Source organism: Massilia sp. TSP1-1-2, from assembly GCF_049896185.1.
GTDB lineage: Bacteria > Pseudomonadota > Gammaproteobacteria > Burkholderiales > Burkholderiaceae_D > Telluria_A.
Map to the genome: position 1 here is coordinate 56,071 of NZ_JAFCTU010000022.1, position 26,995 is coordinate 83,065.

The 26,995-nt window shown below is 59.6% G+C and carries 24 protein-coding genes; 7 read left to right on the top strand and 17 right to left on the bottom strand.

The features are described from left to right. Positions 1-70: 70 nt before the first annotated feature. From atpB to ACP7BV_RS18370, 7 genes are all read right to left on the bottom strand, one after another. On the bottom strand, positions 71-946 hold the full coding sequence (gene atpB, locus ACP7BV_RS18340) for a F0F1 ATP synthase subunit A (protein WP_426105846.1): 876 nt from the start codon (positions 944-946) through the stop codon (positions 71-73). Beyond that, positions 943-1,281: an ATP synthase subunit I gene (locus ACP7BV_RS18345; protein WP_426105848.1), complete on the bottom strand. Its 339-nt coding sequence runs from the start codon at positions 1,279-1,281 to the stop codon at positions 943-945. The genes atpB and ACP7BV_RS18345 overlap by 4 nt, the downstream gene beginning before the upstream one ends. Positions 1,282-1,809: 528 nt before the next feature. Then, the gene (locus ACP7BV_RS18350; RefSeq protein ID WP_426105849.1) at positions 1,810-2,694 is read right to left on the bottom strand and encodes a ParB/RepB/Spo0J family partition protein; all 885 of its coding nucleotides are present in this window, start codon (positions 2,692-2,694) and stop codon (positions 1,810-1,812) included. Positions 2,695-2,725: 31 nt separating this feature from the next. Then, on the bottom strand, positions 2,726-3,496 hold the full coding sequence (locus tag ACP7BV_RS18355; protein ID WP_426105850.1) for a ParA family protein: 771 nt from the start codon (positions 3,494-3,496) through the stop codon (positions 2,726-2,728). 114 nt (positions 3,497-3,610) lie between these two features. After that, entirely contained in the window at positions 3,611-4,258 is a 648-nt protein-coding gene (gene rsmG, locus ACP7BV_RS18360) for a 16S rRNA (guanine(527)-N(7))-methyltransferase RsmG (protein ID WP_426105851.1), read from the bottom strand. After that, positions 4,255-6,186, bottom strand: coding sequence for a tRNA uridine-5-carboxymethylaminomethyl(34) synthesis enzyme MnmG (gene mnmG, locus ACP7BV_RS18365; RefSeq protein WP_426105852.1), 1,932 nt, complete (start codon positions 6,184-6,186; stop codon positions 4,255-4,257). Before mnmG ends, rsmG begins: the two co-directional genes overlap by 4 nt. A 155-nt stretch (positions 6,187-6,341) precedes the next feature. Beyond that, on the bottom strand, positions 6,342-7,112 hold the full coding sequence (locus ACP7BV_RS18370) for a sulfite exporter TauE/SafE family protein (RefSeq protein ID WP_426105902.1): 771 nt from the start codon (positions 7,110-7,112) through the stop codon (positions 6,342-6,344). Positions 7,113-7,247: 135 nt separating this feature from the next. On the opposite strand from ACP7BV_RS18370, the gene ACP7BV_RS18375 reads away from it, so the two are divergent. After that, positions 7,248-8,405, top strand: a complete 1,158-nt coding sequence (locus ACP7BV_RS18375) for an iron-containing alcohol dehydrogenase (protein ID WP_426105853.1) — start codon at positions 7,248-7,250, stop codon at positions 8,403-8,405. Between the two features lie 3 nt (positions 8,406-8,408). Here ACP7BV_RS18375 and ACP7BV_RS18380 read toward each other — a convergent pair whose 3' ends face one another. The 8 genes from ACP7BV_RS18380 to ACP7BV_RS18415 form a co-directional block, all read right to left on the bottom strand. Next, complete coding sequence (locus tag ACP7BV_RS18380; RefSeq protein WP_426105854.1) at positions 8,409-8,621, bottom strand: alpha/beta fold hydrolase; 213 nt, start codon at positions 8,619-8,621, stop codon at positions 8,409-8,411. Between the two features lie 259 nt (positions 8,622-8,880). After that, on the bottom strand, positions 8,881-9,867 hold the full coding sequence (locus ACP7BV_RS18385) for a branched-chain amino acid ABC transporter permease (protein ID WP_426105856.1): 987 nt from the start codon (positions 9,865-9,867) through the stop codon (positions 8,881-8,883). 34 nt (positions 9,868-9,901) lie between these two features. Next, the gene (locus ACP7BV_RS18390; RefSeq protein ID WP_426105858.1) at positions 9,902-10,780 is read right to left on the bottom strand and encodes a branched-chain amino acid ABC transporter permease; all 879 of its coding nucleotides are present in this window, start codon (positions 10,778-10,780) and stop codon (positions 9,902-9,904) included. Between the two features lie 99 nt (positions 10,781-10,879). Next, positions 10,880-12,088, bottom strand: a complete 1,209-nt coding sequence (locus ACP7BV_RS18395) for an ABC transporter substrate-binding protein (RefSeq protein ID WP_426105859.1) — start codon at positions 12,086-12,088, stop codon at positions 10,880-10,882. A 161-nt stretch (positions 12,089-12,249) separates the two neighbouring features. Next, positions 12,250-12,957 carry an ABC transporter ATP-binding protein gene (locus ACP7BV_RS18400; RefSeq protein ID WP_426105861.1) on the bottom strand — a complete coding sequence of 236 codons (708 nt, stop codon included), beginning with the start codon at positions 12,955-12,957 and terminating at the stop codon, positions 12,250-12,252. Then, positions 12,957-13,724 carry an ABC transporter ATP-binding protein gene (locus ACP7BV_RS18405; protein WP_426105863.1) on the bottom strand — a complete coding sequence of 256 codons (768 nt, stop codon included), beginning with the start codon at positions 13,722-13,724 and terminating at the stop codon, positions 12,957-12,959. Before ACP7BV_RS18405 ends, ACP7BV_RS18400 begins: the two co-directional genes overlap by 1 nt. A 126-nt stretch (positions 13,725-13,850) precedes the next feature. Further along, a complete protein-coding gene (locus ACP7BV_RS18410) occupies positions 13,851-15,473 on the bottom strand; it encodes a GMC family oxidoreductase (RefSeq protein WP_426105865.1) in 1,623 nt (540 codons plus the stop codon). 28 nt (positions 15,474-15,501) lie between these two features. Further along, positions 15,502-16,536, bottom strand: a complete 1,035-nt coding sequence (locus ACP7BV_RS18415; RefSeq protein ID WP_426105867.1) for an NAD(P)H-dependent flavin oxidoreductase — start codon at positions 16,534-16,536, stop codon at positions 15,502-15,504. 722 nt (positions 16,537-17,258) lie between these two features. On the opposite strand from ACP7BV_RS18415, the gene ACP7BV_RS18420 reads away from it, so the two are divergent. The 6 genes from ACP7BV_RS18420 to ACP7BV_RS18445 are packed head-to-tail and all read left to right on the top strand — an operon-like array spanning position 17,259 to position 21,980. Then, positions 17,259-17,453, top strand: a complete 195-nt coding sequence (locus tag ACP7BV_RS18420) for a hypothetical protein (RefSeq protein WP_426105868.1) — start codon at positions 17,259-17,261, stop codon at positions 17,451-17,453. A gap of 12 nt (positions 17,454-17,465) precedes the next feature. Next, positions 17,466-17,984, top strand: coding sequence for a YIP1 family protein (locus ACP7BV_RS18425; RefSeq protein WP_426105869.1), 519 nt, complete (start codon positions 17,466-17,468; stop codon positions 17,982-17,984). Beyond that, complete coding sequence (locus ACP7BV_RS18430) at positions 17,981-19,240, top strand: efflux RND transporter periplasmic adaptor subunit (RefSeq protein WP_426105871.1); 1,260 nt, start codon at positions 17,981-17,983, stop codon at positions 19,238-19,240. The genes ACP7BV_RS18425 and ACP7BV_RS18430 overlap by 4 nt, the downstream gene beginning before the upstream one ends. Next, on the top strand, positions 19,237-19,971 hold the full coding sequence (locus ACP7BV_RS18435) for an ABC transporter ATP-binding protein (RefSeq protein ID WP_426105873.1): 735 nt from the start codon (positions 19,237-19,239) through the stop codon (positions 19,969-19,971). Before ACP7BV_RS18430 ends, ACP7BV_RS18435 begins: the two co-directional genes overlap by 4 nt. Further along, positions 19,964-21,190 (top strand): ABC transporter permease, encoded by a 1,227-nt coding sequence (locus tag ACP7BV_RS18440; protein ID WP_426105874.1) that lies wholly within the window; start codon positions 19,964-19,966, stop codon positions 21,188-21,190. The genes ACP7BV_RS18435 and ACP7BV_RS18440 overlap by 8 nt, the downstream gene beginning before the upstream one ends. Before the next feature lie 22 nt (positions 21,191-21,212). Next, a complete protein-coding gene (locus tag ACP7BV_RS18445; protein ID WP_426105875.1) occupies positions 21,213-21,980 on the top strand; it encodes a 5'-methylthioadenosine/adenosylhomocysteine nucleosidase in 768 nt (255 codons plus the stop codon). 159 nt (positions 21,981-22,139) lie between these two features. Here the strand turns inward: ACP7BV_RS18445 and ald are convergent, their stop codons facing one another. Then, entirely contained in the window at positions 22,140-23,255 is a 1,116-nt protein-coding gene (ald, locus tag ACP7BV_RS18450; RefSeq protein ID WP_426105877.1) for an alanine dehydrogenase, read from the bottom strand. Between the two features lie 45 nt (positions 23,256-23,300). Continuing rightward, the gene (gene putA, locus ACP7BV_RS18455) at positions 23,301-26,972 is read right to left on the bottom strand and encodes a trifunctional transcriptional regulator/proline dehydrogenase/L-glutamate gamma-semialdehyde dehydrogenase (RefSeq protein WP_426105879.1); all 3,672 of its coding nucleotides are present in this window, start codon (positions 26,970-26,972) and stop codon (positions 23,301-23,303) included. Positions 26,973-26,995: the final 23 nt, after the last annotated feature.

A 26,995-nucleotide genomic window follows, 5' to 3' on the forward strand; every position in this document is an offset into this window, starting at 1 on the left:
TAAATATAAAAAATTGAAAAATTAAAAAATCAAGATACTGCGAAAACCTGCCAACTACGATGCTGCGTTTTTAGTGACCTTCGTGAGCCTGGCCGATATACACCAGCGTGAGCATCATGAAAATAAACGCCTGCAAGAACACGATCAGAATGTGGAAGATAGCCCAGACTGAACCCAGCGCAACGTGCAGACCGGCCAGTGCGACGCTTTGGGCGGTGAAACCGACCCAGGTAGCGCCCAGCAGCGCGATCAGCAAGAAGATCAGTTCGCCAGCAAACATGTTGCCGAACAGTCGCATTGCGAGCGAGACGGTTTTTGCTGCGAATTCGATGAGGTTCAGACCAAAATTGAAGATCCACAGTGCCGGATGGGCGCCGAAAGGTGCAGTGAACAGCTCATGAATGAAGCCGCCCAGACCCTTGATCTTCAGGTTGTAAAAAATCATTGCGCCAAATACGACCAGGGCCATGCCGAAGGTGCCGTTCAAGTCGGCGGTCGGGACCACGCGGAAGAAGGGCTCGCCATGTGCGCCGTGGATGCCCAGCGCGCGGAAGATGGTGGCAAACAGGTCGACCGGCAGGAAGTCCATCGAGTTCATCAGCGCGACCCACAAGAACACGGTCAGCGCCATCGGGGCGATAAAGCTGCGGTCGCCATGGACGATGGCCTTGGCTTGGTTGTCGACCAGTTCCACGATCGATTCGATCGCACCCTGGAAGCGCGACGGCACGCCGGAGGTGACGCGGCGCGTCACTGCCCACAAAATCAGGCAGGTGACCAGCGCCATCGCCACCGACCAGAAGATGGTGTCGTAGTTAATCACCGAGAAGTCGACGATATCGACTTGGGTCGTCGAACGCATGTGACCCAGGTGGTGCTTGATGTACTCGCCGGAGGTCGGCGCGTGAGCGGCGGCCGCTGCCACGTGTTCTGTCGCTGTTGTCATGTCTGCCTAAACAATAAAATGATGTAACTTTTTAGTGCCACGATGAAGCCGCAGATTAATGCAAGCCAGTTCAAATCGCGGTACAGCCATGCGGTCACGCCAAGCAGCGTCACCGTTAGTGCAATCTTTATAAACTCACCGATCATGAACGTCATCGGATTTGCAGCGCCCCGCTGTGCCGATGAAAACAGGCGCAGCGCAAACAGGGCATTGGGCACTACTGCACATAAGCCGCCGAACACCGCCGAAAACATCGCAGGCCATCCCCCCAGCAGGGCAGCGATGACGCCGGCGACTGCTGTTGCCATCAATTGCAGGGAGACTATGCGCAGCATGTTTTCTTCTTCGCGCCAGTCGTTTGGATTCTGTTTCGGGTGTTGGGATTACGTGAATCAGCGGGATTATAAGGCGATATACGCATGTGCGTCAAACGTTGCTGCACCGCGGCAGAGCCCGTTCGTGTCCAAAAACCACGAATTATTCGAGCTTTCGCACTAATTCGGGGCGGTAATGTTCGTGTAAGACAGGCATGGGACGTTGCGGAAGGCGCATGGGGATTGGGCGTGCGCTTGCATGCCTTACCGGGTGGCGCGACGGGCGGAGCTTGGCGGAATGGGCTTGTTCGCCGTACCAGGGAGCGTCACGGGCGGAGCTTGGCGGATTGCGCTGGCGCTTATCCGCCCTACCGGGTAGCGTCCCGGGCGGAGCATGGCGGATGGCGCTGGCGCTTATCCGCCCTACCGGGGGCGTTCCGGGCGGCGCGTGGCCGAATGCGCATTCGCTAATCTGCCCTACTCGCCCGGGTCAATAGTAGGGCGGATAAGCGGCACGCGCAATCCGCCACGCGCCGCGATGGACGGGAATTACGCCCGCAAGCGCGCCAAGACGCCGTCAAGAATATCAAGATCGGCAAAATCAATAATCATCTGCCCCTTGCCCTTGGCGCCCATCTTGAACAAAACCGGCGTGGCGAGCTTGTCGGACAGCTCTTCCTCGAGGCGGACGATATCGCCGGATTTTTCTTTCTGGCGCGCGCTCGGCGGATTGGCCTGCTCTTCCATCGCGCGCGTTACCAGCTTTTCGGTCTCGCGTACCGACAAGCGTTTGGCCACCACCTGGTTGGCCAGGTTGATCTGGCTGGCTGAATCGACCGCCAGCAAGGCGCGCGCGTGGCCCATGTCGATGTCGCCGGCCATCAGCATGGTCTGCACCGGCGCCGCCAGGTTCATCAGGCGCAGCAAATTCGACACGGCGCTGCGCGAACGCCCCACCGCCGTGGCCGCCTGCTCGTGCGTGAAACTGAAATCCGAGATCAGGCGGTGAATGCCCTGCGCTTCTTCCAGCGGGTTCAAATCCTCGCGCTGGATGTTTTCGATCAGCGCCATCGCAGCGGCGGCCTGGTCGTCCACATCGCGTACCAGCACCGGTATCGTCTCCAGGCCTGCCAGCTGGGCCGCGCGGAAGCGGCGCTCGCCGGCGATAATCTCGTACTTGATGGCGCCGGTCAGCGTGTCCTTGCCCACCGGCCGCACCAGCACCGGCTGCATGATGCCCTGCGTTTTGATCGACGCGGCCAGTTCAGCCAGCGCGCCCTCGTCCATACGCGTACGCGGCTGGTATTTGCCGGCCTGTAGTTGAACCACCGGCAGCGACGATGGCGTGCCGGCGTCGGCCGTGTTCATCTCGCCGTCGCCACCGAGCAGTGCTTCGAGGCCGCGGCCCAGCCCCTTGAGTTTTTTGGTTGCCATGATTCGGGTTACTTTCTGAATTCTCTTCTAATTACATTGTCTTGATGCGTTTGACCATCTCGGCGCCAAAGGCGATGTACGCCTGCGCACCCTTGGACGCGGGATCGAACACCACGCCGGGGATGCCGTACGACGGTGCTTCGGCCAGGCGCACGTTGCGCGGGATGATGGTTTCGAATACCTTGTCGCCAAAGTGTTCTTCGAGCTGGGCCGAGACTTGCTGCGACAGCGTCATGCGCGGATCGAACATTACGCGCAGCAGGCCAATGATCTTCAGGTCGTGGTTCAGGTTGGCGTGCACCTTCTTGATCGTGTTGACCAGATCCGACAAGCCTTCCAGCGCGTAATACTCGCACTGCATGGGGATGATGACGCCATGCGCGGCGCACAGGCCGTTGAGGGTGAGCATCGACAGCGCGGGCGGGCAGTCGATCAAGATGAAATCGTATTCCTGGTCCACTACGGCCAGCGCATCCTTCAGACGCCGTTCGCGGTTTTCCAGTTCCACCATTTCGACTTCGGCGCCGGCCAGTTCGCGGTTCGACGGCAGCACGTCAAAGCGCCCTGCTTCGGACCGCTGGCGCGCAGTGTTCACGTCAGCCTCGCCCAGCAGCACTTCGTACGTGGACGCCTTCAGGCCCGCCTTGTTGATGCCGGCGCCCATGGTGGCATTTCCCTGCGGGTCCAGGTCGACCAGCAGCACGCGCTGATTGAGCTTTGCCAGCCCTGCCGACAGGTTGACGCTGGTAGTAGTCTTACCGACGCCGCCTTTTTGGTTTGCTACGCAAAATATTTTGGCCATGTATCTTCTTATCGTGGACGCAACAATTACTGTTTATACCGTTTATACTATAAAAATCGTATAATTGATTTATTTAGTATATTTGGTATAAACCATTTATACGGTTTATATTATTTACTTTGATTTCTGGATAAATACGAGATGTCGTTCCGCATCCAGTCCTGGCACCCGCAAAGGGACCAATTTCGTCACTTTCCACTGTTTTGGCAGTCTTTCCTGCTCCTCGGGAGGCGCCGTGCCCTTTAATGCGATGAATTGACCGCCCTCCACCAGCAAGTGGCCTGACCAATTGACGAAATCCGACAAGTCGGCAAAGGCGCGCGAAGTGATGACGTCAAATTTGTCGCTCACCTGCAGCTGTTCGACCCGCATCGTATGCACTGCGACGTTGGCCAACTCCAGCTCGGCTTTCACTTGCGTCAGAAAAGCAGTCTTCTTGTGCACGGTGTCGATCATCGCCACTGTCATCGCCGGACAGGCAATGGCCAGTACCATGCCCGGCAAGCCGCCCCCTGCCCCGACGTCGAGCACATTGCGCGCACCAGCAAACGCGGACACTGCCGCAAGCGAGTCCAGCAAATGGTGCGTCATCATCTGCATCGGGTCGCGCACTGACGTCAGGTTGTACACCTTGTTCCACTTGAACAAGAGCGCGAGATAGTCGAGCAATTGTTCGCGCTGCTTGCCATCCAAATTGAGTCCAAGTTCTTTGACACCGTCGGCCAGGATCGGCGCCAGCTTGGGCCGGTCGAAAAACGTCATTGCGCCAACTCCTCGTTGAGGGTGGCAAAACCTTTTGCACCGCGCTTTTTTAGATGTACCAGCAACAGCGAAATGGCGGCCGGTGTGACGCCGGAAATTCGCGATGCCTGGCCCAGCGTTTCGGGGCGCTGCTTGTCGAGCTTTTGGCGCACTTCAAACGACAAGGCGCCGATCTCCAGGTAGTTGAAGGACTCGGGCAGCTTGAGGTTTTCATAGTGATCGTGACGCTCGACTTCTTTTGCCTGCCGGTCGATGTAACCCGCGTATTTGAGCTGGATCTCCACCTGTTCGCGCACGGCAGCGTCTTCCACGCCCGGACCGGCCAGGGCCTGCCCTTCCATGCCGGCCATCGTCATCAGCTTTTCATATTCCACGCCCGGACGGCGCAGCAAGTCGGCCAGCGAATATTCTCGCTCGATGCTCTGGCCGATCACGCGCTCTGACTCTGTTGCCGCCAGAATGCGCGGATTTACCCAGGTGCTGCGCAGGCGCTCAAGTTCCACAGCAACAGCCTCGCGCTTGCGTTCGAACGCTTCCCACTGCGCGTCGCCGACGCAGCCGAGTTTGCGGCCGATTTCGGTCAGGCGCATGTCCGCGTTGTCTTCGCGCAGCGACAGGCGGAACTCGGCGCGGCTGGTGAACATGCGGTACGGCTCGGCCACGCCCTGCGTGGTTAGGTCGTCCACCAGTACGCCCAGGTAGGCTTCGGAGCGGCCGGGGACCCAGGCCGATTCTCCCTTGGTCAGCAGCGCCGCATTGATTCCTGCTAGCATGCCCTGGGCCGCAGCTTCCTCGTAACCGGTGGTGCCGTTGATCTGGCCGGCGAAAAACAAGCCTTGTACCGCCTTTGTTTCCAGCGACATTTTCAGCCCGCGCGGGTCGAAATAATCGTATTCGATGGCGTAGCCGGGGCGGATGATGAAGGCGTTTTCCATACCCTTCATCGAGCGCACCAGCGCAATTTGTACGTCGAATGGCAGACTCGTTGAAATTCCGTTTGGATAGAACTCGTTGGTGGTCAAGCCCTCCGGTTCAAGGAATATCTGGTGCGAATCCTTGCCGGCGAAGCGGTGGATCTTGTCTTCGATCGACGGGCAATAGCGGGGACCGACGCCTTCGATCACGCCCGTATACATCGGGCTACGGTCCAGGCCGGCGCGGATGATGTCGTGCGTCTGGGCATTCGTGTGCGTCACCCAGCACGGCACTTGGCGTGGGTGCATCGCGCGCTTGCCCATGACCGAGAACACGGGCACCGGATCAAGGTCGCCCGGCTGCTCGAGCATCTGCGAAAAATCGATGCTGCGGCCATCAATGCGCGGTGGCGTGCCCGTTTTCAGCCGGCCTTGCGGCAGCTTCATTTCCTTCAAGCGGGCCGAGAGCGAGATGGCCGGCGGATCGCCGGCGCGCCCTGCCGAGTAGTTTTGCAGGCCAACATGAATCTTCCCATCGAGAAAAGTGCCGGCCGTTAGCACAACCGCTCGCGCGCGAAACTGCAGGCCGATTTGCGTGACGGCGCCGACGACGCGGTCGCCCTCGAGCATCAGATCGTCGACTGCCTGCTGGAACAGCCACAGGTTGGGCTGGTTTTCCAGGCGCGAGCGAATGGCCTGCTTGTACAGAATGCGGTCGGCCTGGGCGCGCGTGGCGCGCACAGCGGGACCTTTGGACGAATTCAGAATGCGGAACTGGATCCCCGACTCATCGGTCGCAATCGCCATCGCACCACCCATTGCATCGACTTCCTTGACCAGGTGACCCTTGCCGATGCCGCCGATGGAAGGGTTGCAGGACATCTGCCCCAGCGTCTCGATATTATGAGTAAGCAGCAAAGTCTTCTGCCCCATGCGGGCAGAAGCAAGAGCGGCCTCGGTGCCGGCGTGGCCGCCGCCGACGACGATGACGTCAAATTCAGTTGGAAATAGCATGATTTGGAATGTTGGAGCGACGATATGAGGCCCGATTATAGAGTCTTTTCGTCCAACAAACTCTTTTACTGGCAGATTTAGGCCTCGTCCCCCCGCCATTGTTCCACGTGGAACATCCTTGAACGAAGTTCAGAATTGTTTCACGTGGAACAAATTCACACGCCAAGTCTGGAAATGGCATCAAACCCGGTCTTGACGATCAACCCGCTAACGACCACAAGGAACAGTTTGCGCACGAAGGCACTGCCGTGCTTGATCGCCAGCCGCGTGCCGACCAGCGAGCCGGCTACCTGGCACACGGCCATCAACAGACCAATCCGCCACATAAGATGGCCGCTGTAACCAAACCATATTAGCGCCGAAAAGTTGCACGCGACATTAACGATCTTGGCTGCCGCCGAAGCGCTGAGGAAATCGAAGCCAAAAAAACGAACGAACAGAAAAATCAGGAAACTGCCGGTACCGGGCCCGAAAAAGCCATCGTAAAAACCAATGCACGCGCCCATGCCAATCGCCAGCAAGCGTTCGGCATTGCCGCTATGGACGGGTGCATGGACGCTGCCAAAGTCTTTTTTCCTGAAGGTATAGAACGCCACGGCGACCAGCACGCAGGGCAACAGCAGCCTGACAAAATCGGCCGGCACTTTGGTTACCGTGTACGCGCCGGCGAACGACAGGGCAAAGGCTGCAGCGGCAGCCGGCGCCGCCGCACTCCAGGCCACGCGGACGCGCCGCGCATAGTTGACTGCCGCCGCGCCGGTGCCAAAGATCCCGGCCAGCTTGCTGGTGCCAAGCAGCGTCGCGGGAATTTCACGTGGAAAGACGGAGAACAGCACCGGTATCTGGATCAGCCCTCCCCCACCAACCACCGCATCGACCAAGCCGGCCAGAAAGGCAGCACCAACAAGTAAAGCAACATCGATCATCGTCAGGCCCAGAAAACGTTCGCCAGCAAGCCCGACTATTGTACGGAAGAAATGCAAACCGCTTGTGCGTGCCCTCGCCTTTCGCCGTCGCCAGATTGGTGTAAGCTTTACTTCCGACCAGCCTTCGCTCCCGCCATGAATCCATTTAGCTTCAGCACCGTCCCGCACCTGGTTTCCCAGCCAGGCGCTGCCGCCAACCTTGGCGAGCACGTGCGGCAACACTTCCCACTGGTGCGGCACGCACTGATCGTCACCGATCCCGGGTTCCTGAAAACCGGCCTCGTCGAGGCGCCCGCAGCCAGCTTGCAGGAAGCGGGCATTACGGCCCACATCTACGCTGACGTGGTTGCCGATCCGCCGGAACACGTGGTCTTGCGGGCAGTGGAATTTGCGCGCAGCAAAGACATCGACATCGTCATCGGCCTGGGCGGCGGCAGCTCCATGGATGTGGCCAAGCTGATCGCCGTACTGGCGGCAAGCACCCAGCAACTGTCCGACATTTACGGCATCGGCAATGTCAAGGGATCGCGCCTGCCGCTGGTGCAGGTGCCAACCACTGCTGGCACGGGGTCCGAGGTCACCAACATCGCCATCGTCACCACAGGCGAGACCAGCAAGATAGGAGTCGTGTCGGCGCAGCTGTATGCGGACCTGGCCGTACTGGACGCGACCCTCACGCTGGGCTTGCCGCCCCTGGTCACGGCCGCAACGGGCATCGATGCCATGGTTCATGCCATCGAAGCGTTCACCAGCCGCCACAAGAAAAATCCCCTGTCCGACCTGCTGGCGCGCCAGGCACTGACACTGCTGTCGGCCAACTTGCTCACCGCATGCGAAGACGGCGCCAACTTGGCCGCGCGCCAGAACATGCTGCTGGGCGCCTATTTTGCCGGCCAGGCATTTTCAAACGCGCCCGTCGCCGCCGTGCACGCGCTGGCCTACCCGATCGGCGGCATCTTCCACGTCCCGCACGGCCTGTCGAATTCACTGGTCTTGCCGCACGTGCTGCGTTTCAACTTGCCCGAAGCGATGGAACACTATGCGGCCTTGGCGGCCATTGTGGCCCCGCATGCGCAGGGAAGTATCGAAGCGCGCGCCGAGGCGTTGATTGTTGCGATGCAGCATATCGCCACAGTTACAGGGATTCAAACGACGCTGCGGCAAGTTGGTGTCAGTGAAGTCGACCTGGACCGCCTGGCGGACGACGCAATGCTGCAAACTCGTCTGCTAGGCAACAATCCGCGCGAGGTCACACGGACAGACGCCCGCGCTATCTACGCCGCAGCCTTTTAAGATTTAGGGAACGTCAGAGACGCGGCCAAAGCCGATCAGCAAGGCGTTGATGCGGTCGGGCTCGGTTAGCTGCAAGCAGTGTCCGGCAGCGCCTTCGATGCGCTCGTACCGAAAGCTGCCGCCAACATAGCGCGCGGAGTCGCGCATCTGCGCTTCGGTCAGCGCCGGGTCACCCTCGCCCCACATGCCAGAATCGGACCGGGCAAGGGTGTGCATTGGGCCGTTCCTGGCAACGTCACATTGGCGCGATAGTAATGCAGAACCGCTGCAGCTCTGCCCTTGCGCGCAAAGTTGGCGCGCCAGACCGCCAATGGGGCGGCTGCCGTATGCTTGCGCCACACGGCATGGGTATCAGGAAAGCCGTGCAGCAACAGGACCACCCGGCCGGTGCGAGGACCTGCACTGGCGACATTGAGCGCAATGCCGTTCGTCAGGATGATTTCCTGGTGCAATTGTATGGCGCTCAGGCTGACTCTCAGGCTGGTTTTTTAGTGCGCCCTGCATTGGCCAGCGCCGCGCCGATTTCTCCAACGATGCCGCGACGGAACAACAACACGCAGGCGATGAAGATCAGTCCGGTCACCATGCCGACCGATTCGCCCAGGGTGTTGAACCACTCGACGCCGGTATGGGTAGCGAGGTAAGCGCCGATTTCGCCCATTTTCTCTTCCAGCGAGATGATGATGACGGCGCCGATGATCGGTCCGGTCAGCGTTCCCATGCCGCCCACCAAGGTCATCAAAATCACCAGCCCGGACATGGTCCAGTTGATATCGGTAAGCGTGGCGAAACCCATCATGGCCGTTTTGGTCGCGCCTGCCAGGCCCGCCAGCGCGGCCGACAGCACAAAAGCCATCAGCTTGTAGCGGTCGACGTTAAAGCCCAGCGAGATGGCGCGCGGCTCGTTTTCCTTGATCGCCTTGAGGACCTGGCCAAAAGGCGAATGGATGGTGCGGTTGATCAGCGCATAGCCGGCGATGGCAATGACCAGCACGAAGAAATACATATTTACGTCATTGGAGAGGTCGATAAAGCCGAGCGCCTTGCCTTTTGGCACGCCCTGCAAGCCATCCTCGCCACCCGTGAACGGCGCATGCAAGGCGGCAAAGTGAACCATCTGCGCCAGCGCCAGGGTGATCATTGAAAAATAAATGCCGGTGCGGCGGATGGCCAGGGCGCCAATCACCAGGCCAAGCAGCGCACTCGCGCCCACCCCCGCCAGAATCGCCAGTTCGATCGGCCAGCCCTGGTCGCGCAGCATATAGCCGGCCACGTAGCCGGCCGAGCCGAAAAACGCGGCATGCCCAAACGAAAGCAACCCGGTATAGCCGATCAGCAAATTGAACGCGCACGCGAACAGGCCGAAGCACAGCAGCTTCATCAGGAAAACGGGATAGCCGACGAAAGGCGCCGCCAGCGCTACGGCCAGCACCACGAGGTACAAAATAGGTCGTTTATTCATGTCGATGCTCCAATGGTTGTCTGCGGCGATGTCATTATTTTTCCTTGCCGAACAAGCCGGCAGGGCGCAGCAACAGCACGATCACCATCATGACGAACACCACCACTTCCGACCCGGCCGGGTAAAAATAGCGGGTCAAGCCTTCGATCAGCCCCAAACCGAGTCCGGTCAGGATGGAACCCATGATCGAACCCATGCCGCCGATCACCACAACGGCGAACACGACGATAATCCGGTCCGCCCCCATCAGGGGCGTCACATTCTGTATAGGGGCCGCCAGCACCCCTGCAAAGCCCGCCAAAGCGACGCCAAAGCCATAGGTCAGCGTGACCATCAGCGGCACGTTGATGCCGAAGGCTTCGACCAGCTTGGGGTTTTCGGTGCCGGCACGCAGATACGCGCCAAGTTTTGTTTTTTCGATAACGAACCAGGTCGAGAAGCAGACCACCAGCGAGGCCACGACCACCCAGGCCCGATAATTAGGCAACATCATGAAGCCGAGGTCGGTAACACCCTGCAAAGCTTCGGGTACCGCGTAGGATTGACCGGACACGCCGTAGAAAGAGCGAAACACGCCCTCGAGCACCAGCGTCACGCCAAAGGTGAACAACAGCCCGTACAAGTGATCGAGCTTGTACAGCCAGCGCAGCATGGTGCGCTCGATAATGATGCCGAACAATCCCACCAGCACCGGCGCGAGTGCCAGCATGACCCAGTAATTGAGATCGAAATACTGCAAGCCCATCCACGCAAGGAAAGCGCCCATCATGTACAGCGCGCCGTGCGAGAAGTTAATGACATTGAGCAGGCCGAAGATGACGGCCAGTCCCAGCGACAGCATCGCGTAAAACGAGCCATTGCCAAGCCCGAGCAGGAGCTGACTCATCAGCCCCGCAACGTTGAAGTTTTCCATGGCTTCACAGTACAAAAGAATGCACCGGCGTGCCGGTGAGTACAAAGAGGAACGCAACAGGCAGGGCGGCCGCGGCCTGCCCTGCTTTGCCGGCTTACATTATTTCCACGCCGCGCACTTGGTTTCAGCCTTGGTGGTATAGGCTTGCGCGCCAGGGATGGTCTGGACGACCTTGTAGTAATCCCATGGATACTTGGAGTCGCCCGGCTTTTTGACTTCCATCAGGTACATATCGTGCACCATCCGTCCGTCGCCCCGGATCTCGCCGTTCTTGGTGAACATGTCGTTGATCTTGGTTTTTTTCATTTGCGCCATGACCTTGTCGCCTTCATCGGTCTTGATCGCCTTGACGGCTGCCAGGTAGTTGGCGGTTGCCGAGTAGTCGGCCGCCTGCAGCATCGACGGCTCTTTCTTCATCTTGGCGAAATAGCGCTTGGACCAGGCGCGGCTCTCCGGACTTTGATCCCAGTACCAGCCGTCGGTCAGGTACATGCCTTGCGTGGTTTTCAAGCCCAGCGTGTGCACGTCGTTGATGAAAACCAGCAAGCCGGCCAGCTTCATGTTCTTGGTGATGCCAAATTCATTGGCCGCCTTGACCGCATTGATGGCGTCGCCGCCGGCATTCGCCAGGCCCAGGATTTGCGCCTTGGACGACTGTGCCTGCAGCAGGAAGGACGAAAAGTCCGACGCCGACAATGGGTGCTTGACGCTGCCCACCACCGTGCCGCCGTTGGCTTTGACGACGTCGGTCGTGTCTTTTTCGAGCGACTGGCCAAAAGCGTAGTCGGCCGTCAGGAAGAACCAGCTCTTGCCGCCCTGCTTGACGATCGCCCCGCCCGTGCCGCGCGCCAATGCCACGGTGTCATACGCGTAGTGCACGGTAAACGGGCTGCATTCCTCATTGGTCAGGCGGGCCGAACCTGCACCGATGGAAATGAATACTTTTTTCTTTTCCGCTGCAACCTTGGCCATGGCCAGGTTGGCACCGGAATTGGTGCCGCCGATCAGCATGTCGACCCCTTGCTGGTCGAACCATTCGCGCGCCTTGCTGGCGGCAATGTCGGCCTTGTTCTGGTGGTCGGCCACGATGAATTCGACTTTTTTGCCGTCGATCATGCCGCCGGCATCGGCGATCGCCATCTTGACCGCTTCCGCGCCGCCGGGGCCGTCGACGTCCGAATACACGCCCGACAAGTCAGTGATCAAGCCAATCTTGATGGTGTTGCCCGAAACCTGCGCTTGAGCAGGCATGGAAAAACCGATAGCGCACGCGGCGGTAGCCGCAATGGCGAGAACAGTACGTTTCATGTTGTCTCCGTTTTAAGGATGGGTTTGTCTTATTGTGGGTTGCGCTTCTGCGTACAACTCATGCGTACAACTCATGCGTACAACTCATGGGTACAACTCATGGCTACAACTCGTGGATGCAACTTATGGGTGCAACTTATGGGTGCAACGTGTCGATCCAGTTACACGCCCAGCAGCTCGGTCAAGACCGGCATCTTGGCGTTCAATTCCGACGAAGCGAAGGTCTCCACGATCTGACCGTGCTCCATCACGTAAAACCGGTCCGCCAACGGTGCGGCGAAGCGGAAATTCTGTTCCACCATGACGATGGTGTAGCCCTTGGACTTGAGCGTGGTAATCATGCGGGCAAGACCTTGCACGATCACGGGCGCCAGCCCTTCGGAAATTTCGTCCAGCAGCAGCAGGCGCGCGCCGGTACGCAGAATCCGGCCCACGGCCAGCATCTGCTGTTCGCCGCCCGACAATCGCGTTCCCTGGCTGTTGCGGCGCTCCTGCAGGTTGGGAAACATCTCGTAGATTTCCGCTACCGACATGCCCTTCTCCGCGCCGCTCAGTTGCGGCGGCAGCATCAGGTTTTCTTCGGTCGACAGCGAGGAAAAAATGCCCCGTTCTTCCGGGCAGTAACCGATGCCGAGGTGGGCAATCTTGTGGGTCGGCAGGCCGATCGCCTCCACGCCGTTGACCTTGATGGAACCCTTGCGCGCGCCGGTCAAGCCCATGATGGCGCGCAGTGTGGTGGTGCGGCCGGCGCCATTGCGGCCAAGCAGCGTGACCACCTCGCCCTGGTTCACGCTCAGGTTCACATTGTGCAAAATGTGCGACTCGCCGTACCACGCCTGCAAGTTTGTTATCTCGAGCGCCGCCGCCATCAGTGCGCTCCTTCCAGCACGTCCGTTGTTCCCATGTACGCTTCCATGACTTGCGGATTTTTCGATACCTCGGCATACGTGCCTTCGGCCAGCATGGCGCCGCGCTGCAGCACTGAAATCTTGTCGCACAAGCCGGCGACCACGCTCATATTGTGTTCAACCATCAGGATGGTGCGGCCGGCAGACACTTTTTTGATCAGCTCAGTGACGCGGTGCACGTCTTCGTGGCCCATGCCTTGCGTCGGTTCATCGAGCAGCATCAGCTCCGGTTCCATCGCCAGCGTGGTGGCGATTTCAAGCGCCCGCTTGCGCCCGTAGGGCATGTCCACCGTGACGGTGTCGGCAAAGGACGCCAGATCGACTTCGGTCAGCAATTCCATGGCGCGCTCGTCGAGCCGCGACAGCGAACGTTCGCTCTGCCAGAAATGGAAAGACGTGCCAAGCTCGCGCTGCAGCCCAATACGCACATTCTGCAAAACGGTGAGGTGCGGAAACACAGCCGATATCTGGAACGACCGGATGACGCCCATGCGTGCGATCTGCGCCGGCTTGGCCGCCGTGATGTCCTTGCCGTTGAAAATGATCTGGCCGGAAGTGGGCACCAGGAACTTGGTGAGTAAGTTAAAGCAGGTGGTTTTACCGGCCCCATTGGGGCCGATCAGCGCGTGAATATGGCCGCGCTGCACCTGCAAACTAACGTCACTGACTGCGGTGAAACCCTTGAATTCCTTGGTCAGGTTTCGTGTTTCCAGAATGACGTCTGTCATCGTGTCTCCGTTTTTCTAAGCTTGACTGCGCACTTGAAAAATAATTTTAGACAGATAATACACAGATTGGTTTTTGCTCACAATACGGTATAACTACCTTTCCGTATAGGGAAACTCGCACCATTTTCAGGGCGTATTGACGATCATTTGGGCGGCCTTTTCAGCAATCATCAGCGTCGGCGAATTCGTGTTTCCGGACGTGATGAACGGCATGATCGACGCGTCCACAATGCGCAGGCGCTGCACGCCGATCACGCGCAATTGGCTGTCGACGACGGCCATCGCATCGTTCGCTTTTCCCATCTTGCACGTGCCTACCGGGTGGAAAATGGTCGTGCCAATCAGCCCTGCCGCTTCGGCCAATTCTTCTTGCGTCCGGTAATGAATGCCTGGCGTGAATTCGACCGGCGCATAGCGCGCCAGCGCCGGGGCGGCGGCGATGGCGCGGGTCAGCGTCAGTGCGGCCACGGCTGTCTTGCGGTCTTCCGGCGTACTGAGGTAATTGGGCGTGATTTTTGGCGCCGCGTAGGAATCGTTCGAGGCAATGCGCACATGGCCGCGGGACGTGGGCCGCAGGTTGCACACGCTGGCCGTGAACGCCGGAAACGCATGCAGCGGGTCGCCGAATTTTTCCAGCGACAGCGGTTGCACGTGGTATTCCAAATCGGGGGTAGCCTGGCCGGGATCGGAGCGCGCAAAGGCGCCCAGTTGCGAAGGCGCCATCGACATGGGTCCGCTCTGGAACATGGCATACTCGAGCCCTATTTTCATCTTGCCGTACCAAGTTGCCGCGCTGGTGTTGAGCGTCTTGGCGTTGCTGACTTTAAAAATCATCCGCAGTTGCAAATGGTCTTGCAGGTTTTCTCCAACGCCGGGCGCGTCGACATGGACCTTGACGCCATGCTGCTGCAATGCCCCCGCCGGTCCAATGCCGGACAATTGCAATAGTTGCGGCGAGCCGATGGCGCCCGCAGTCAGGATAGTCTCGCGCAGGGACCGCGCCGTCCACGCGGTGCCACCGCCGGTAAATTGAACGCCACTGCACACCTTGCCATGCTCGCCATCGTCGATGATCAACCGTTCCACGTGGCAGCCGGTCATGATCGTCAGGTTCGGGCGCGATGCCGCCGGTTTCAGGAAGGCCTTGGCCGTGTTCCAGCGAATGCCGCGCTTCTGGTTGACGTCGAAATAATTACAGCCGAAATTGTCGCCGCCATTGAAGTCGCTCGTCTTGGGAATGCCGACCTGCTCGGCCGCATCGCGAAAGGCGTCGAGGATCGGCCACGACAGACGCTGCTTTTCCACCCGCCATTCGCCGCCTGTTCCGTGGACGGGACCGCTGCCGCCGTAATAGTCTTCGCTTTTCATGAACATCGGCAAGACGTGGTCCCAGGACCAGGATCCATCGCCCGTGGCGTCGGCCCAGCGTTCATAGTCGTGCGACTGGCCGCGCATATAGATCATGCCGTTGATGGATGAGCTGCCGCCCAGCACCTTGCCGCGCGGATAGATCAGCGCTCTTCCGGCCAAGCCGGCGTCCGGTTCAGTCTGGTAAAGCCAGTCAGTGCGCGGATTACCGATGCAATGCAGGTAGCCCACGGGAATGTGAATCCACAGGTAATCGTCGCGTCCGCCCGCTTCAATCAGCAGCACGTCGACGTCGCGGTTGCGGCTCAGGAGGTTGGCCAACACACAGCCGGCAGTGCCAGCCCCGACAATGATGTAATCGTATTCACCGGCAGATTCCAAACTCACTCCTCATCTCATTGTGATAACGCTAGTGACGCATTTCAGCCACCAGCGTTTGCATCAGCCTGGCAACAGGCAAGGGCCGCGCACGTTTTATCTCCGAGCCAGCCCAGAGCGACATCAGTTCAGGATCGCCCCGGCTGGCGGCGGCGGCGCGAATTGCCGTCGTCAACGCATTTTGAACAGGATACGCGGGAACGCGCGCTTCGAGGTCCTGCATTTCGCGCATGAAACGGTTTTCCAGTCCGCGCGCATAGCGCCCGGAAAAAACGCGGGTCAGCCGGGTGGGCGTATCGTCGGCATCGATCAAGGCCCGGCGGTAGGTGGCGTTGATGCCGGATTCGTCGCACACCAGGAACGCGCTGCCCATCTGTACTGCCTGGGCACCTTGTGCGAGCGCTTCATTGATATCGATCCCGGTCATGATGGCACCGGCGGCGATGACGGGTATGCCCACCGATGCGGCTACTTGCGGCCACAACTCCCTTGACGGGTGCATGGAATCTTCTTGGGCGCCAATAAAGGTGCCGCGGTGGCCGCCCGCTTCGATACCGGAAGCAACCACGGCATCGGCGCCAGCGCTCTCCCAGGCCAGCGCTTCGGCAACGCTGGTGACGGTGCCGATGACAAAGATGCCCGCATCGTGCAGCCGCTCGACCTGAGCCGGCGTCAATATGCCAAAAGTAAAGCTGGCAGCTGCGGGACGCAGCGCGATCAAAGCATCGAACTGGGCATGGAAGTCTTCGCACCATTTTTCAGGCATGGGCAAGCTGTCCCAGCCCAGGCTCTTGTAAATAGGTGCGAGCAACTGGACCGCCGCGTCGATTTCGGCCGCGGACGGCGCCGGCGTTTCTTGTACGAACAAGTTCAGCAAGAAAGGCTGGTCGGTCAAGTTGCGGATGACGGCGACCTGGTCGCGCAGCACAGACGGCGTCAGCAACGAGGCAGCGAAGGAACCAAGCCCGCCCGCGTTGGAAACAGCGGCAACCAGGGCAGGCCCGGAAGCGCCTCCGGCCATCGGTCCCTGGATGATGGGGAACTTGAACAGCTCATGCAGTTTCATGGTGATACCCCTGTGGATAAGTGTTTGGATATCCACAGGTGTCGATTGTGGATAAAGTCGGTTTTATGCACAGGCTCATTTTTGTCCAGAATTGGCCCCAGCCGGATACAGGCTTACTTTCCCCTTTATACTTCTTGCAAGCGCTTGTTTACAAAAGAAAAAAATGGCTTATCCACAGAAATGTGCCTGCGTTAACAACTACTATTAAAGATATATATTACCTTTTTAAGTAAACAAACAAAGACCGAAAAAAAAATCCGAGACGCGAAAAACACCGAAAAAAGTCACCGGCAGCAAGTTTCCTTTTTTGCACAACAAAAAAACAACAAGCAGACACCAAGCGCCAGCTGTGGATAAGTCATTGGATATCCACAGGACTCGTTGTGCAAAACCGCGCTACTTGAGTACAGTCAAAAATCTATCCAACAGTCATCCCTCTTTGATACAAAACTTGTACAGCTAGTTCAAGGTCACCCAAGTCGTTGAAAATCTTCGGGTAAACAGACTTATCCACAATTTTTCTCTTGTTTACTATCACTACTAATTTTGTATACATACCTTTATATAAAACAGTAAACCAGGCGAACAAGAAGAAAAAGCCTCTACAAAAAAACTTTGATATGCATGAGCATCAAAGTTGATATTCTTGTTAATGCCTATGCTATTCTGCGATTCCTGATCGAAACACTTTTACAAAACGACCACTTTCAAGCAAGCAAACAATGGAATTGACCAAGTCGACGGATACCGCAAGCAATGCTTCTCCTGTGAGTGCCCTGGGTACGATGTTTTATGATCCAAGCCGCGCTTTTGCCATGCTGGAACCTAAGCGCCACGCCTGGCCGCCGCTGGTGTTGCTCATCGTCACTGCAATGGCCTTGATGACCTGGTATTTCAACGTGGTCGATTTCGCATGATTGATGGACCAAATGTTCGCCACCGTGAAGGACGCTGCCCAGCGTGAGCAGGCGAAGGGCATGATGACCAAAGGCATGATGCAAATCATTACCCTAATCAGCACCGTCGCGATGTATCCGGCTGTGTGCGCCGTCTTTGGCCTGTATTTCATGATGGTTGGGAAATTCATCAACAAGGATGTCAGCTTTGGGACCGGTTTTGCGCTGTCGGCCTGGGCATCCGTACCTGGGCTGCTGATGCTGCCCTTGGGTGCGGTCGCGATTGTCTTGGCGTCCGGTGGACAGCTGAGCTTTTCAGAACTCAATCCGCTGTCGGTCAACCAACTGTTTTTTCATCATGAAATGACTCATCCGATGGCTGGGGTGCTCGACAGCATCAATTTGACCAGTCTCTGGAGTGTTTTCCTGACTGTCATCGGCTTCCAGGTATGGGCGAAAGTTGCCCGTGGCACCGCCATCAAGGTCGTCTTGATTCCTTATGCAATCATTTACGGGATCTGGTTCGCCTACGCACTGAGCAAGGCAGCATGAAAAAGCAATATGTCGTTGGGGCGGCAATCGTCGCCGCGCTGTGCGTGCCGGTTGTCGTGAAAATGACGCGTCAAGATCCGGCGCGCTCGGTGAAAGTCGACAAAATCGCCTTCAGGGACATCAAGTCGTCGATTCTCGCTTCCGGGCACTTGTTGTATGAGGAACAAGTGTTGCTGTCGCCCGAAGTGATCGGCAAGGTCAACACCATTTTCGTCAAGGAAGGGCAGAAAGTGTCCAAGGGTGACTTGCTGCTGCACCTGGACGACCAGAGCTACCGCGCGGAAGTTGCTCAGCAAGAAGCTGCGGTACGCCAGCAGCGCATCGTGATCGAGCAGCAACAGCTGAACCTGTCCAACCAGGAAAACCAGTACAAGCGCAAAGTTGAGCTGCATCGCATGAAAATGATTGCTGACGTGCAAATCGACGATGCACGCTATGCGGTAGACGCTGCGCGCATCGAGTTGCGCAACAGCCGTTCGCGCCTGGAACAGGTCGAAGCGATTTTGAAGCAGTCCAATGAACGCCTGGCCAAGACCAACATCAAGTCGCCCATTTCCGGGACCATCACGGCGCTCGACATCAAGGTGGGCGAAACGGCCGTGGCCAGCCAGGTCAGCATCGCCGGTTCCAGCCTGATGACGATCGCCAACACGTCGACCATGATCACCGAAGTGAATGTGGATGAAGGCGACATCGCGAAAATTACCGTGGGGCAGGAAGTGCAGATCCATACTGCCGCCTACCCGGATACGCCGATCAAGGGCGAAGTGCTGACCATTCCCCTGTCGCCAAAGACAAATGTGGCGCAGGGCCAGGGCGGCGCTTCGCTGGCGCGCAATTACAACATCAAGGTCAAGCTGTCCGACACCAAGGATCTGACGCTGCGTCCAGGCATGACGTGCCGCGCTGAAATTTTTACGGCGAGCTCGGACAAGTCGCTGGCGCTGCCTCTGCAGGCAGTGTTGTCGAATAACGATGAAAACACGGAAGTGGCGCCAAAGAAAAAAGGTAACAAGGAAAAGATCGAGGTCAAAACCGAGTACTACGTCTTCGTCAACAATGCCGGCAAAGCGGAAAAGCGGATCGTGACGATCGGCGTATCGGACGACAGCCAACAGCAAATCCTGTCGGGCGTGAAGGAAGGCGAAAGCGTCATCACCGGCCCCTATAAAATCCTGCGCTACCTGAAACAGGGCGACCGCGTTACAACGGATCTGCCGAAAGGCGCAAGCGAACCGGCAAAGTTGAAGGCATGAGTACCGGAGAGCCGCTGATTCGCCTGCAAGGTATCGCCAAGCACTACCAAATGGGGGGAGAAACCATTGCCGCGCTCAACGGGATCGACCTGGAGATTGCGCGCAACGAGTACATTGCCTTCATCGGCTCGTCCGGATCGGGCAAGTCGACGATGATGAATATCCTCGGTTGCCTCGACACCCCCACACTGGGCAAGTATTTTCTTAACGGTCGCGATGTGGCCGGCATGAGCGAGTCCGACCTGGCGCGCACCCGCAACGAGGAAATCGGCTTTATTTTCCAGAGTTTCAATTTGCTGACGCGGGCGACCGCCCTGCAAAACGTGATGCAGCCGCTGATTTACCGCGGCATTCGTCCGGCTGAACGCGCCCGCCGGGCCACGCTGGCCATGGCCAGGGTAGGACTGGAAAACCGGCTCGATCACTTGCCCAATCAATTGTCTGGCGGCCAGCGCCAGCGGGTGGCGATTGCCCGCGCGCTGTGCAGCGAGCCTTCCATTTTGCTGGCCGACGAGCCTACCGGCAACCTCGATTCCGCCACCGCCGCCGACATCATGAGCCTGTTCGACACGCTGCATGCCGAAGGCCAGACCGTCATTATCGTCACCCACGAGCCCGATATTGCCGCTCATTGCCGGCGCGCGGTGCGGCTGGCCGATGGCAAGGTCCAGAGCGATGTTGTCAACACGGTGCAGACCGCCTTCCGTTCACGGGAGCGCGGCCATGTTTAGCATGATCGAATCGTTCCGCTCGGCGCTGCAGAGCATACGGGCGCACAGTTTTCGCAGTTTTCTCACCTCCTTGGGCATTATTATCGGCGTCGCTTCGGTGATTGCCGTGGTGTCCATCCTGCAAGGCTTGTCGGCGTCGATCAGCGATAATTTCAAGGGACTCGGTGCGAACAGCTTGTCGGTGCGGGCCGAAACGTCGTTTGCGGAAGCGATGCAGGGAAAGGAAAATATCCTGAGCCTGACCGATTACGAGACAATTGTTGCGCACGTTGACGATGTCAGTGACGTTTCACCGTATTTCATGCCGTTTTCGATGAGCGCCGCGGTGCGTTACGGCAGTCAATCGACCGTGACCCGGGTGATGGCCGTGACGGAGGCGTATCAGCAGGCGCAACAGGTCGAGCCGCAGCAAGGGCGCTTTCTGCGCAAGAGCGACGACCAGTCTCGCCGCCGGGTCTGCTTTATAGGCGCCGAAGTGCGCAAAAAGCTCAAGCTGGTCGACAATCCGGTGGGGACCTTCATTGAAATCGGCGGCGAGTGGTTCAAGATCATTGGCGTGGGCGAAGAAAAAGGCGAGATGATGGGCATGAACAAGGATGATTACGTCCTGATGCCGTTTTCAGTGGGCACCGCCATCGCCGGCAACAGCGCCAAGCTCAATATCGGCATCAGTTTGACCGTCAATGACATCGAACAGCTCGAGGCGGTTCAGGCGCGGCTGACAAACTTGCTGCGCACGGCGCACCACCTCAAGCCGGGCCAGCCGAACGACTTCAAAGTGCAAACCGCCAAAGAAATGAGCGACATGTTCGAAGGCATGATCAGCACGCTGACGCTGGTGGTGGGCGGCATTGTCAGTATTTCGCTGCTGGTGGGGGGAATCGGGATCATGAACATCATGCTGGTGTCGGTGACCGAGCGCACCCGGGAAATTGGCATCTGCAAGGCATTGGGCGCGCAGCGCCACCATATCCTGCTGCAATTTCTGATCGAAGCGACCACGCTCTCGCTGCTGGGGGGCCTAGTCGGGCTGGGCGTGGGTTACGCGATCGGCTTTGGGGTGTCCAAAATCATTCCGGAATTTCCCAGCGCCGTGGTGCCATGGTGGGCCATCCTGATGGCGCTGGGCTTTTCCAGCCTGGTGGGCATCGTGTTTGGCATCATGCCGGCGGCCAAGGCGGCCAACCTGAACCCGATTGATGCCTTACGTTACGAGTAATGCGTAAAAAAGTGGAATCAAAATGCGTTTAGGAATCATCAGCGCGCTTGAAGAGGAGCAGCAAGGGCTCGTGGAGGCCATGCAAGGGGCCACCAGGGTCATGCATGGCATGCGAGGCTACACGGCAGGCAGCATTGCCGGGATCGACGCTGTGTGCGTGTTGTCGCGCATTGGCAAGGTTGCCGCCGCAACGACGGCGACCATGCTTGTGGAAAAGTTTGGGGTATCGCATATCTTGTTCACGGGCGTGGCCGGGGCGGGAGATGCCGGGGTCCAGGTGGGCGATATCGTGGTGGCCGATGCGCTGCTGCAGTACGACATGGATGCCAGTCCCCTGTTTCCCAAGTTTGAAGTGCCGTTGACCGGCGTGTCGCATTTTGCGACGGACCAGCATTTGAGTAATCTGGTGGCGAGCGCGGCGGGAACTTTCCTCGCTTTGGATTTCGAGGAGGCGATCGCGGCGGGAGAGCGCCAGGATTTCGGCTTGCGCTCGCCCAGGCTGCATCGGGGGCTGATTGCCAGCGGGGACCAGTTCATCAGCTGTGCCAAGCAGGTCAATGCGCTTGGGGCGGCGTTACCGGGCTTGCTGGCGGTGGAGATGGAAGGCGCGGCGGTGGCGCAGGTATGTTTTGAACTGGGCGTGCCGTTTGCGGTGATCAGGACGATTTCGGACAACGCCAATGAAGGGGCGGCGCATGATTTCATGCGGTTTGTGCAGGCGGTTGCGTCAAAGTACGCGTTTCATATCGTAATGCGGGTGTGCCGGGATCTGAAAGCGGCTGCAGGGTAAATAGCGCTCATCCCACATCGTCCTCGCGAAAGCGGGGACCCATAGAACGGATGCCAATAGTTCGATTCGAATCAATTCGTTACAGCAAGCAGCTCGATTCAAGGGAAACATGACTCGTCAGTTCCATGGGTCCCCGCGTTTCGCGAGGACGATGCAGCATCAGGTCAGCAAGCTCTCGGCCGGCGTATATTCATACCCCAGATCCTGCGCCACGGCCGCGTAGGTCACCTTTCCTTTGCACACATTCAAGCCATTGCGCAAATGCGGATCATCGGCCAGCGCCTTTTGCCAGCCTTTGCCGGCCAGCGCGATCGCATGCCCGATGGTCGCGTTATTGAGCGCAAAAGTCGATGTGCGCGCCACTGCACCTGGCATGTTCGCCACGCAGTAGTGCACCACGCCGTCCACCACATAGGTCGGATCGGCATGCGTGGTCGCGTGCGACGTCTCGAAGCACCCGCCCTGGTCGATCGCCACGTCCACCACCACTGCCCCCGGCTTCATGCGCGAGATCATGTCGCGCGTGACCAGCTTGGGCGCCGCGGCGCCCGGCACCAGCACGCCGCCAATGACCAGGTCGGCCGAGAGCACCGCTTCTTCGATCGATTGCGCATTCGAATACTGGGTCGAGATCCGGTTGCCATACACCAGGTCAAGCTGGCGCAGGCGATCGATGCTCTTGTCGAGCACTGTCACGCGCGCGCCGGTGCCAACGGCCATCTGCATCGCGTTCGTTCCCACCACGCCGGCCCCGATAATGACAATATGGCCGGCAGCCACGCCCGGCACGCCGCCCAGCAGCAAGCCCATGCCACCCTTGGATTTTTCAAGGTGGGCGGCGCCGGCCTGGATCGCCATGCGCCCCGCCACTTCGCTCATGGGAGCCAGCAGCGGCAAGCCGCCGCCGGCGCCGGTAATGGTTTCGTACGCGATGCACACCGCGCCCGACTTGACCAGCGCGGCGGTCTGCTCAGGGTCCGGCGCGAGGTGCAGATAGGTGTACAGGATCTGCCCTTCGCCCAGCATCGCGCATTCGCCCGGCTGCGGTTCCTTGACCTTGACGATCATGTCGGCGCGCGCGAAAATTTCCTTGGCCGTGTCGATCATCAGCGCGCCGGCCGCAACGTACTGCTCGTCAGACAGGTCAATCTCGGCGCCCGCGTTTTTTTGCACCAGCACCTGGTGGCCGCGCGACGTGAGCTCGCGCACACTTGGGGGCGTCAGTCCGACTCGGTATTCGTGATTCTTGATCTCTTTTGGTACGCCTACGATCATGTCTTCCTCCAAGGTTTGATTCGGTTTTTTTTACAGTTCCTACTATTACAGACCCAGCGTCATCAGGCTTGCGTTGCCGCCAGCCGCAGTCGTGTTCACGCACAGGGCGCGTTCGGCCACCAGGCGCCATAGCGCAATCGCACCTTCTTCGGTGGTGTCGATCACGCCGATAATCGCGCCAGATCGCGCAGCCAGCATGGGCCGCAGTTCGTCGGCCAGCTCCGCTTCCACCAAAGCGATCTGGAACGGTATTTTGCATTCGCCGATGCTGCCTGCGAAATCGATCCTCTCCTTTACTTCAGCCGGCAAGCCTTGCGGGATCACGTCGGCGCTTGGGGCCACTACCACGGCGCGGTTTCCGGTCGCCAGCACGGCAGCCAGTTGATTGAGTAACACGCCAATGCTGGTGGCGGCGCACAGCACGGCGCCACGCGGCGCGAACGCGAGGGTGTTGCGCTCGCCCGTGGGCCCCGGCAGCGTGATGGCTGTGCCCACCAGCGTGGTGCGCATGTACTGTTCGGCCAGCGACAGCACGCGTTCCTGGCCGTGGGTGCGGGCCCACGCCAGCAGTGCGTCAAGGCCGGGCGCCGCCTTGCGCTCGTGCTCGGCCAGCGCCTGCGCGCCCCGTTGCAGGCGCCTGATGTACAACGGGCCGCCGGCCTTGGGACCGGTGCCCGATTTGCCTTCGCCGCCAAACGGCTGCACGCCCACCACCGCGCCCACGATATTGCGGTTCACGTAGATATTGCCGACATGCGCGCGCGCGGTGATGAAGTCGATCGTTTCATCGATCCGCGTGTGCACGCCCAGCGTCAGGCCAAAACCGGTGGCGTTGATCGACTCGACGATCTTGCCCAGGTCGGCGCGCTTGTAGCGGATCACGTGCAGCACGGGGCCAAATACTTCTTGCGTCAACTCCGACAGCGAGCCGATTTCAAAGACGGTGGGCGCGACAAAGGTGCCTTGCGCCGCCAGGCCAGGGTCGAGCTCCAGGTCGAAGTGGCCCTTGGCGGTTTTTTTCAGGCGCGCGATATGGTCTTGCAGGTTCTTTTGCGCTTCGGCGTCGATAACGGGGCCGATGTCGGTGGCCAGGCGGTCGGGATTGCCGACTCTTAGCTCTTGCATCGCTCCCATCAGCATGCGGATGGTTTTTTCTGCGATGTCTTCTTGCAGGAACAGCACGCGCAGCGCCGAGCAGCGCTGGCCGGCGCTGTCAAAGGCGGACGTCATCACATCCTGCACCACCTGTTCGGGCAGTGCCGACGAGTCGACGATCAGCGCGTTCTGGCCGCCGGTTTCGGCAATCAGGGCGATCTCGTTGTTCTCGCTCACGCCGCGCTGTGACAGCGTGCGGTTGATCAGCTGCGCCACCTCGGTCGAGCCGGTGAAGATCACGCCGCGCACGCGCGCGTCGCTGGTCAAGCGCGCGCCGACGATCTCGCCGCGGCCGGGCAGCAGCTGCAGTGCTCCACGTGGAACACCCGCTTCCAAAAACAGCTGCACCGCGCGAAACGCGATCAGCGGGGTTTGTTCGGCCGGCTTGGCCAGCACCACGTTACCAGCGGCCAGCGCCGCGGCAACTTGGCCGGTGAAGATCGCCAGCGGGAAGTTCCATGGGCTGATGCAGGCGACCGGTCCCAACGCCAGCACGTTCGGGGTGCCGTCAACCTGCGCGGCGTAATAGCGCAGGAAGTCGACCGCTTCGCGAATTTCAGCAATGGCGTTCGGCAGCGACTTGCCTGCCTCGCGCACGGCCAGCGCCATCAGCTCGGCGCAGTTGGCCTCGAACAGGTTGGCCACGTTGGCAATGATGGCGGCGCGCTCGGATGGCGCCGTGGTCTGCCAGTCCATCGCGTACGCGGCCGCGCCTTCGAGCGCAGTGTCGACATCGTCCGCGCTGGCCTCGGCCACGCGCCCGACGATGTCGAGATGCTGGGCCGGATTGTGGATATCAAGCCATTGGTGTTCGCTTTGCTGGCCGTTGATCAGCGGCGTGGCCTCGTAAGTGCGCGCCTCGGCCAGCGCGCGGCCCAGCGTGCGCAGCACGTCTTCATTGGTCAAGTCCAGCCCGGCCGAGTTGGCGCGCTCGGCGCCGAACAGCTGCAGCGGCAGCGCAATGCCCGGATGCGGCACGCCGCCCTGCTCGCGCGACGCTTTGTACGGGTCGGCGATCAGGCTGTCGATGGCGACTTTCTGGTCGACGATCTGGTTCACGAACGAGGAGTTGGCGCCGTTTTCCAGCAGCCGGCGCACCAGGTAGGCCAGCAGCGTTTCGTGCGAGCCGACCGGCGCGTAAATGCGGCATGGCTTGCCCAGGTTTTCGGCGCCGACCACCTGGTCGTACAGCGTTTCGCCCATGCCGTGCAGGCACTGGAATTCGTAGTTGTCGACGCCGTCGGCCTTGGCCCAGGTGTAGATCACGGCAAGACTGTGCGCGTTGTGGGTGGCGAACTGCGGGTAGATCAGGTCAGTTGCGGCCAACAGCTTTTTGGCGCAGTTCAGATACGACACGTCGGTGTAGACCTTGCGCGTGTAGACCGGGTAGCCGGGCATGCCATCGACCTGGGCGCGCTTGATCTCGGCATCCCAATAGGCGCCCTTCACCAGGCGCACCATGAACTTGCGCCCGCTGCGCCGGGCCAGGTCCACCAGGTAGTCGATCACGAACGGGCAGCGCTTCTGGTAAGCCTGCACCACAAAGCCGATGCCGTCAAAACCGGCCAGACCGGGATCGAAGGCCATCGCTTCCATCAGGTCGAGCGAGATCTCGAGGCGGTCGGCTTCTTCGGCGTCGATATTGAGGCCGATATTGTATTTTTTGGCCAGCAGGACCAGGCTGCGCAGGCGCGGCAGCAATTCTTTCATCACGCGCGCATGCTGGGCGCGGCTGTAGCGCGGGTGCAGTGCCGACAGCTTGACCGAAATCCCTGGGCCATCCTTGATGCCGCGGCCATTGGATGCCTTGCCGATGGCGTGGATGGCTTTTTCATACGAGGCATAATAGTTTTTGGCGTCCGCTTCGGTCAGCGCCGCCTCGCCCAGCATGTCGTACGAATAGCGGTAGCCGCGCGCTTCGTTATCGCGGCTGTTTTTGAGCGCTTCGTCGATTGTCTGACCGGTAACGAACTGATTGCCCAGCATGCGCATGGCCAGGTCCACGCCTTTGCGGATCAGCGGTTCGCCGCCGCGCGAAATGAGTTTGGACAGCGCCGAACCCAAGCCCGTTTCGCTGCTGGTGTCGACCAGCTTGCCGGTGATGAGCAAACCCCAGGTGGCGGCGTTGACGAACAGCGAAGGCGACTCGCCCAGGTGCTTGCGCCAGTCGCCCTTGCTGATCTTGTCGGCAATCAGGCGGTCGGCGGTGGCGCTGTCGGGAATGCGCAGCAGCGCTTCAGCCAGGCACATCAGCGCCACGCCTTCTTCGGACGAGAGCGAAAACTCGTGCATCAGCGCGTCCACGCCCGAGGCGCGGGTGCGCTTGCTGCGCACGGCCGACACCAGGCGGTGCGCCAGGTCATGGGCGTCGGCATGCGCGCGCGCCGGCTGGGCCAGCAGCCAGCTGACGGCCTCGGCTTCATCGCGGCGGTAGGCGGCGGTGATGGCGGCGCGCAGCGGCGTGACGGTGTGGGCGGTTTCGGCCTGGAAAGCGGCGAAAGGGATGGGCGGTGAGCCGGGAACGGGGGCCGAAACGGGGGCCAATACGGCGGCGATGTGCATGAAGAGTCTTTGCAGGAATGGAC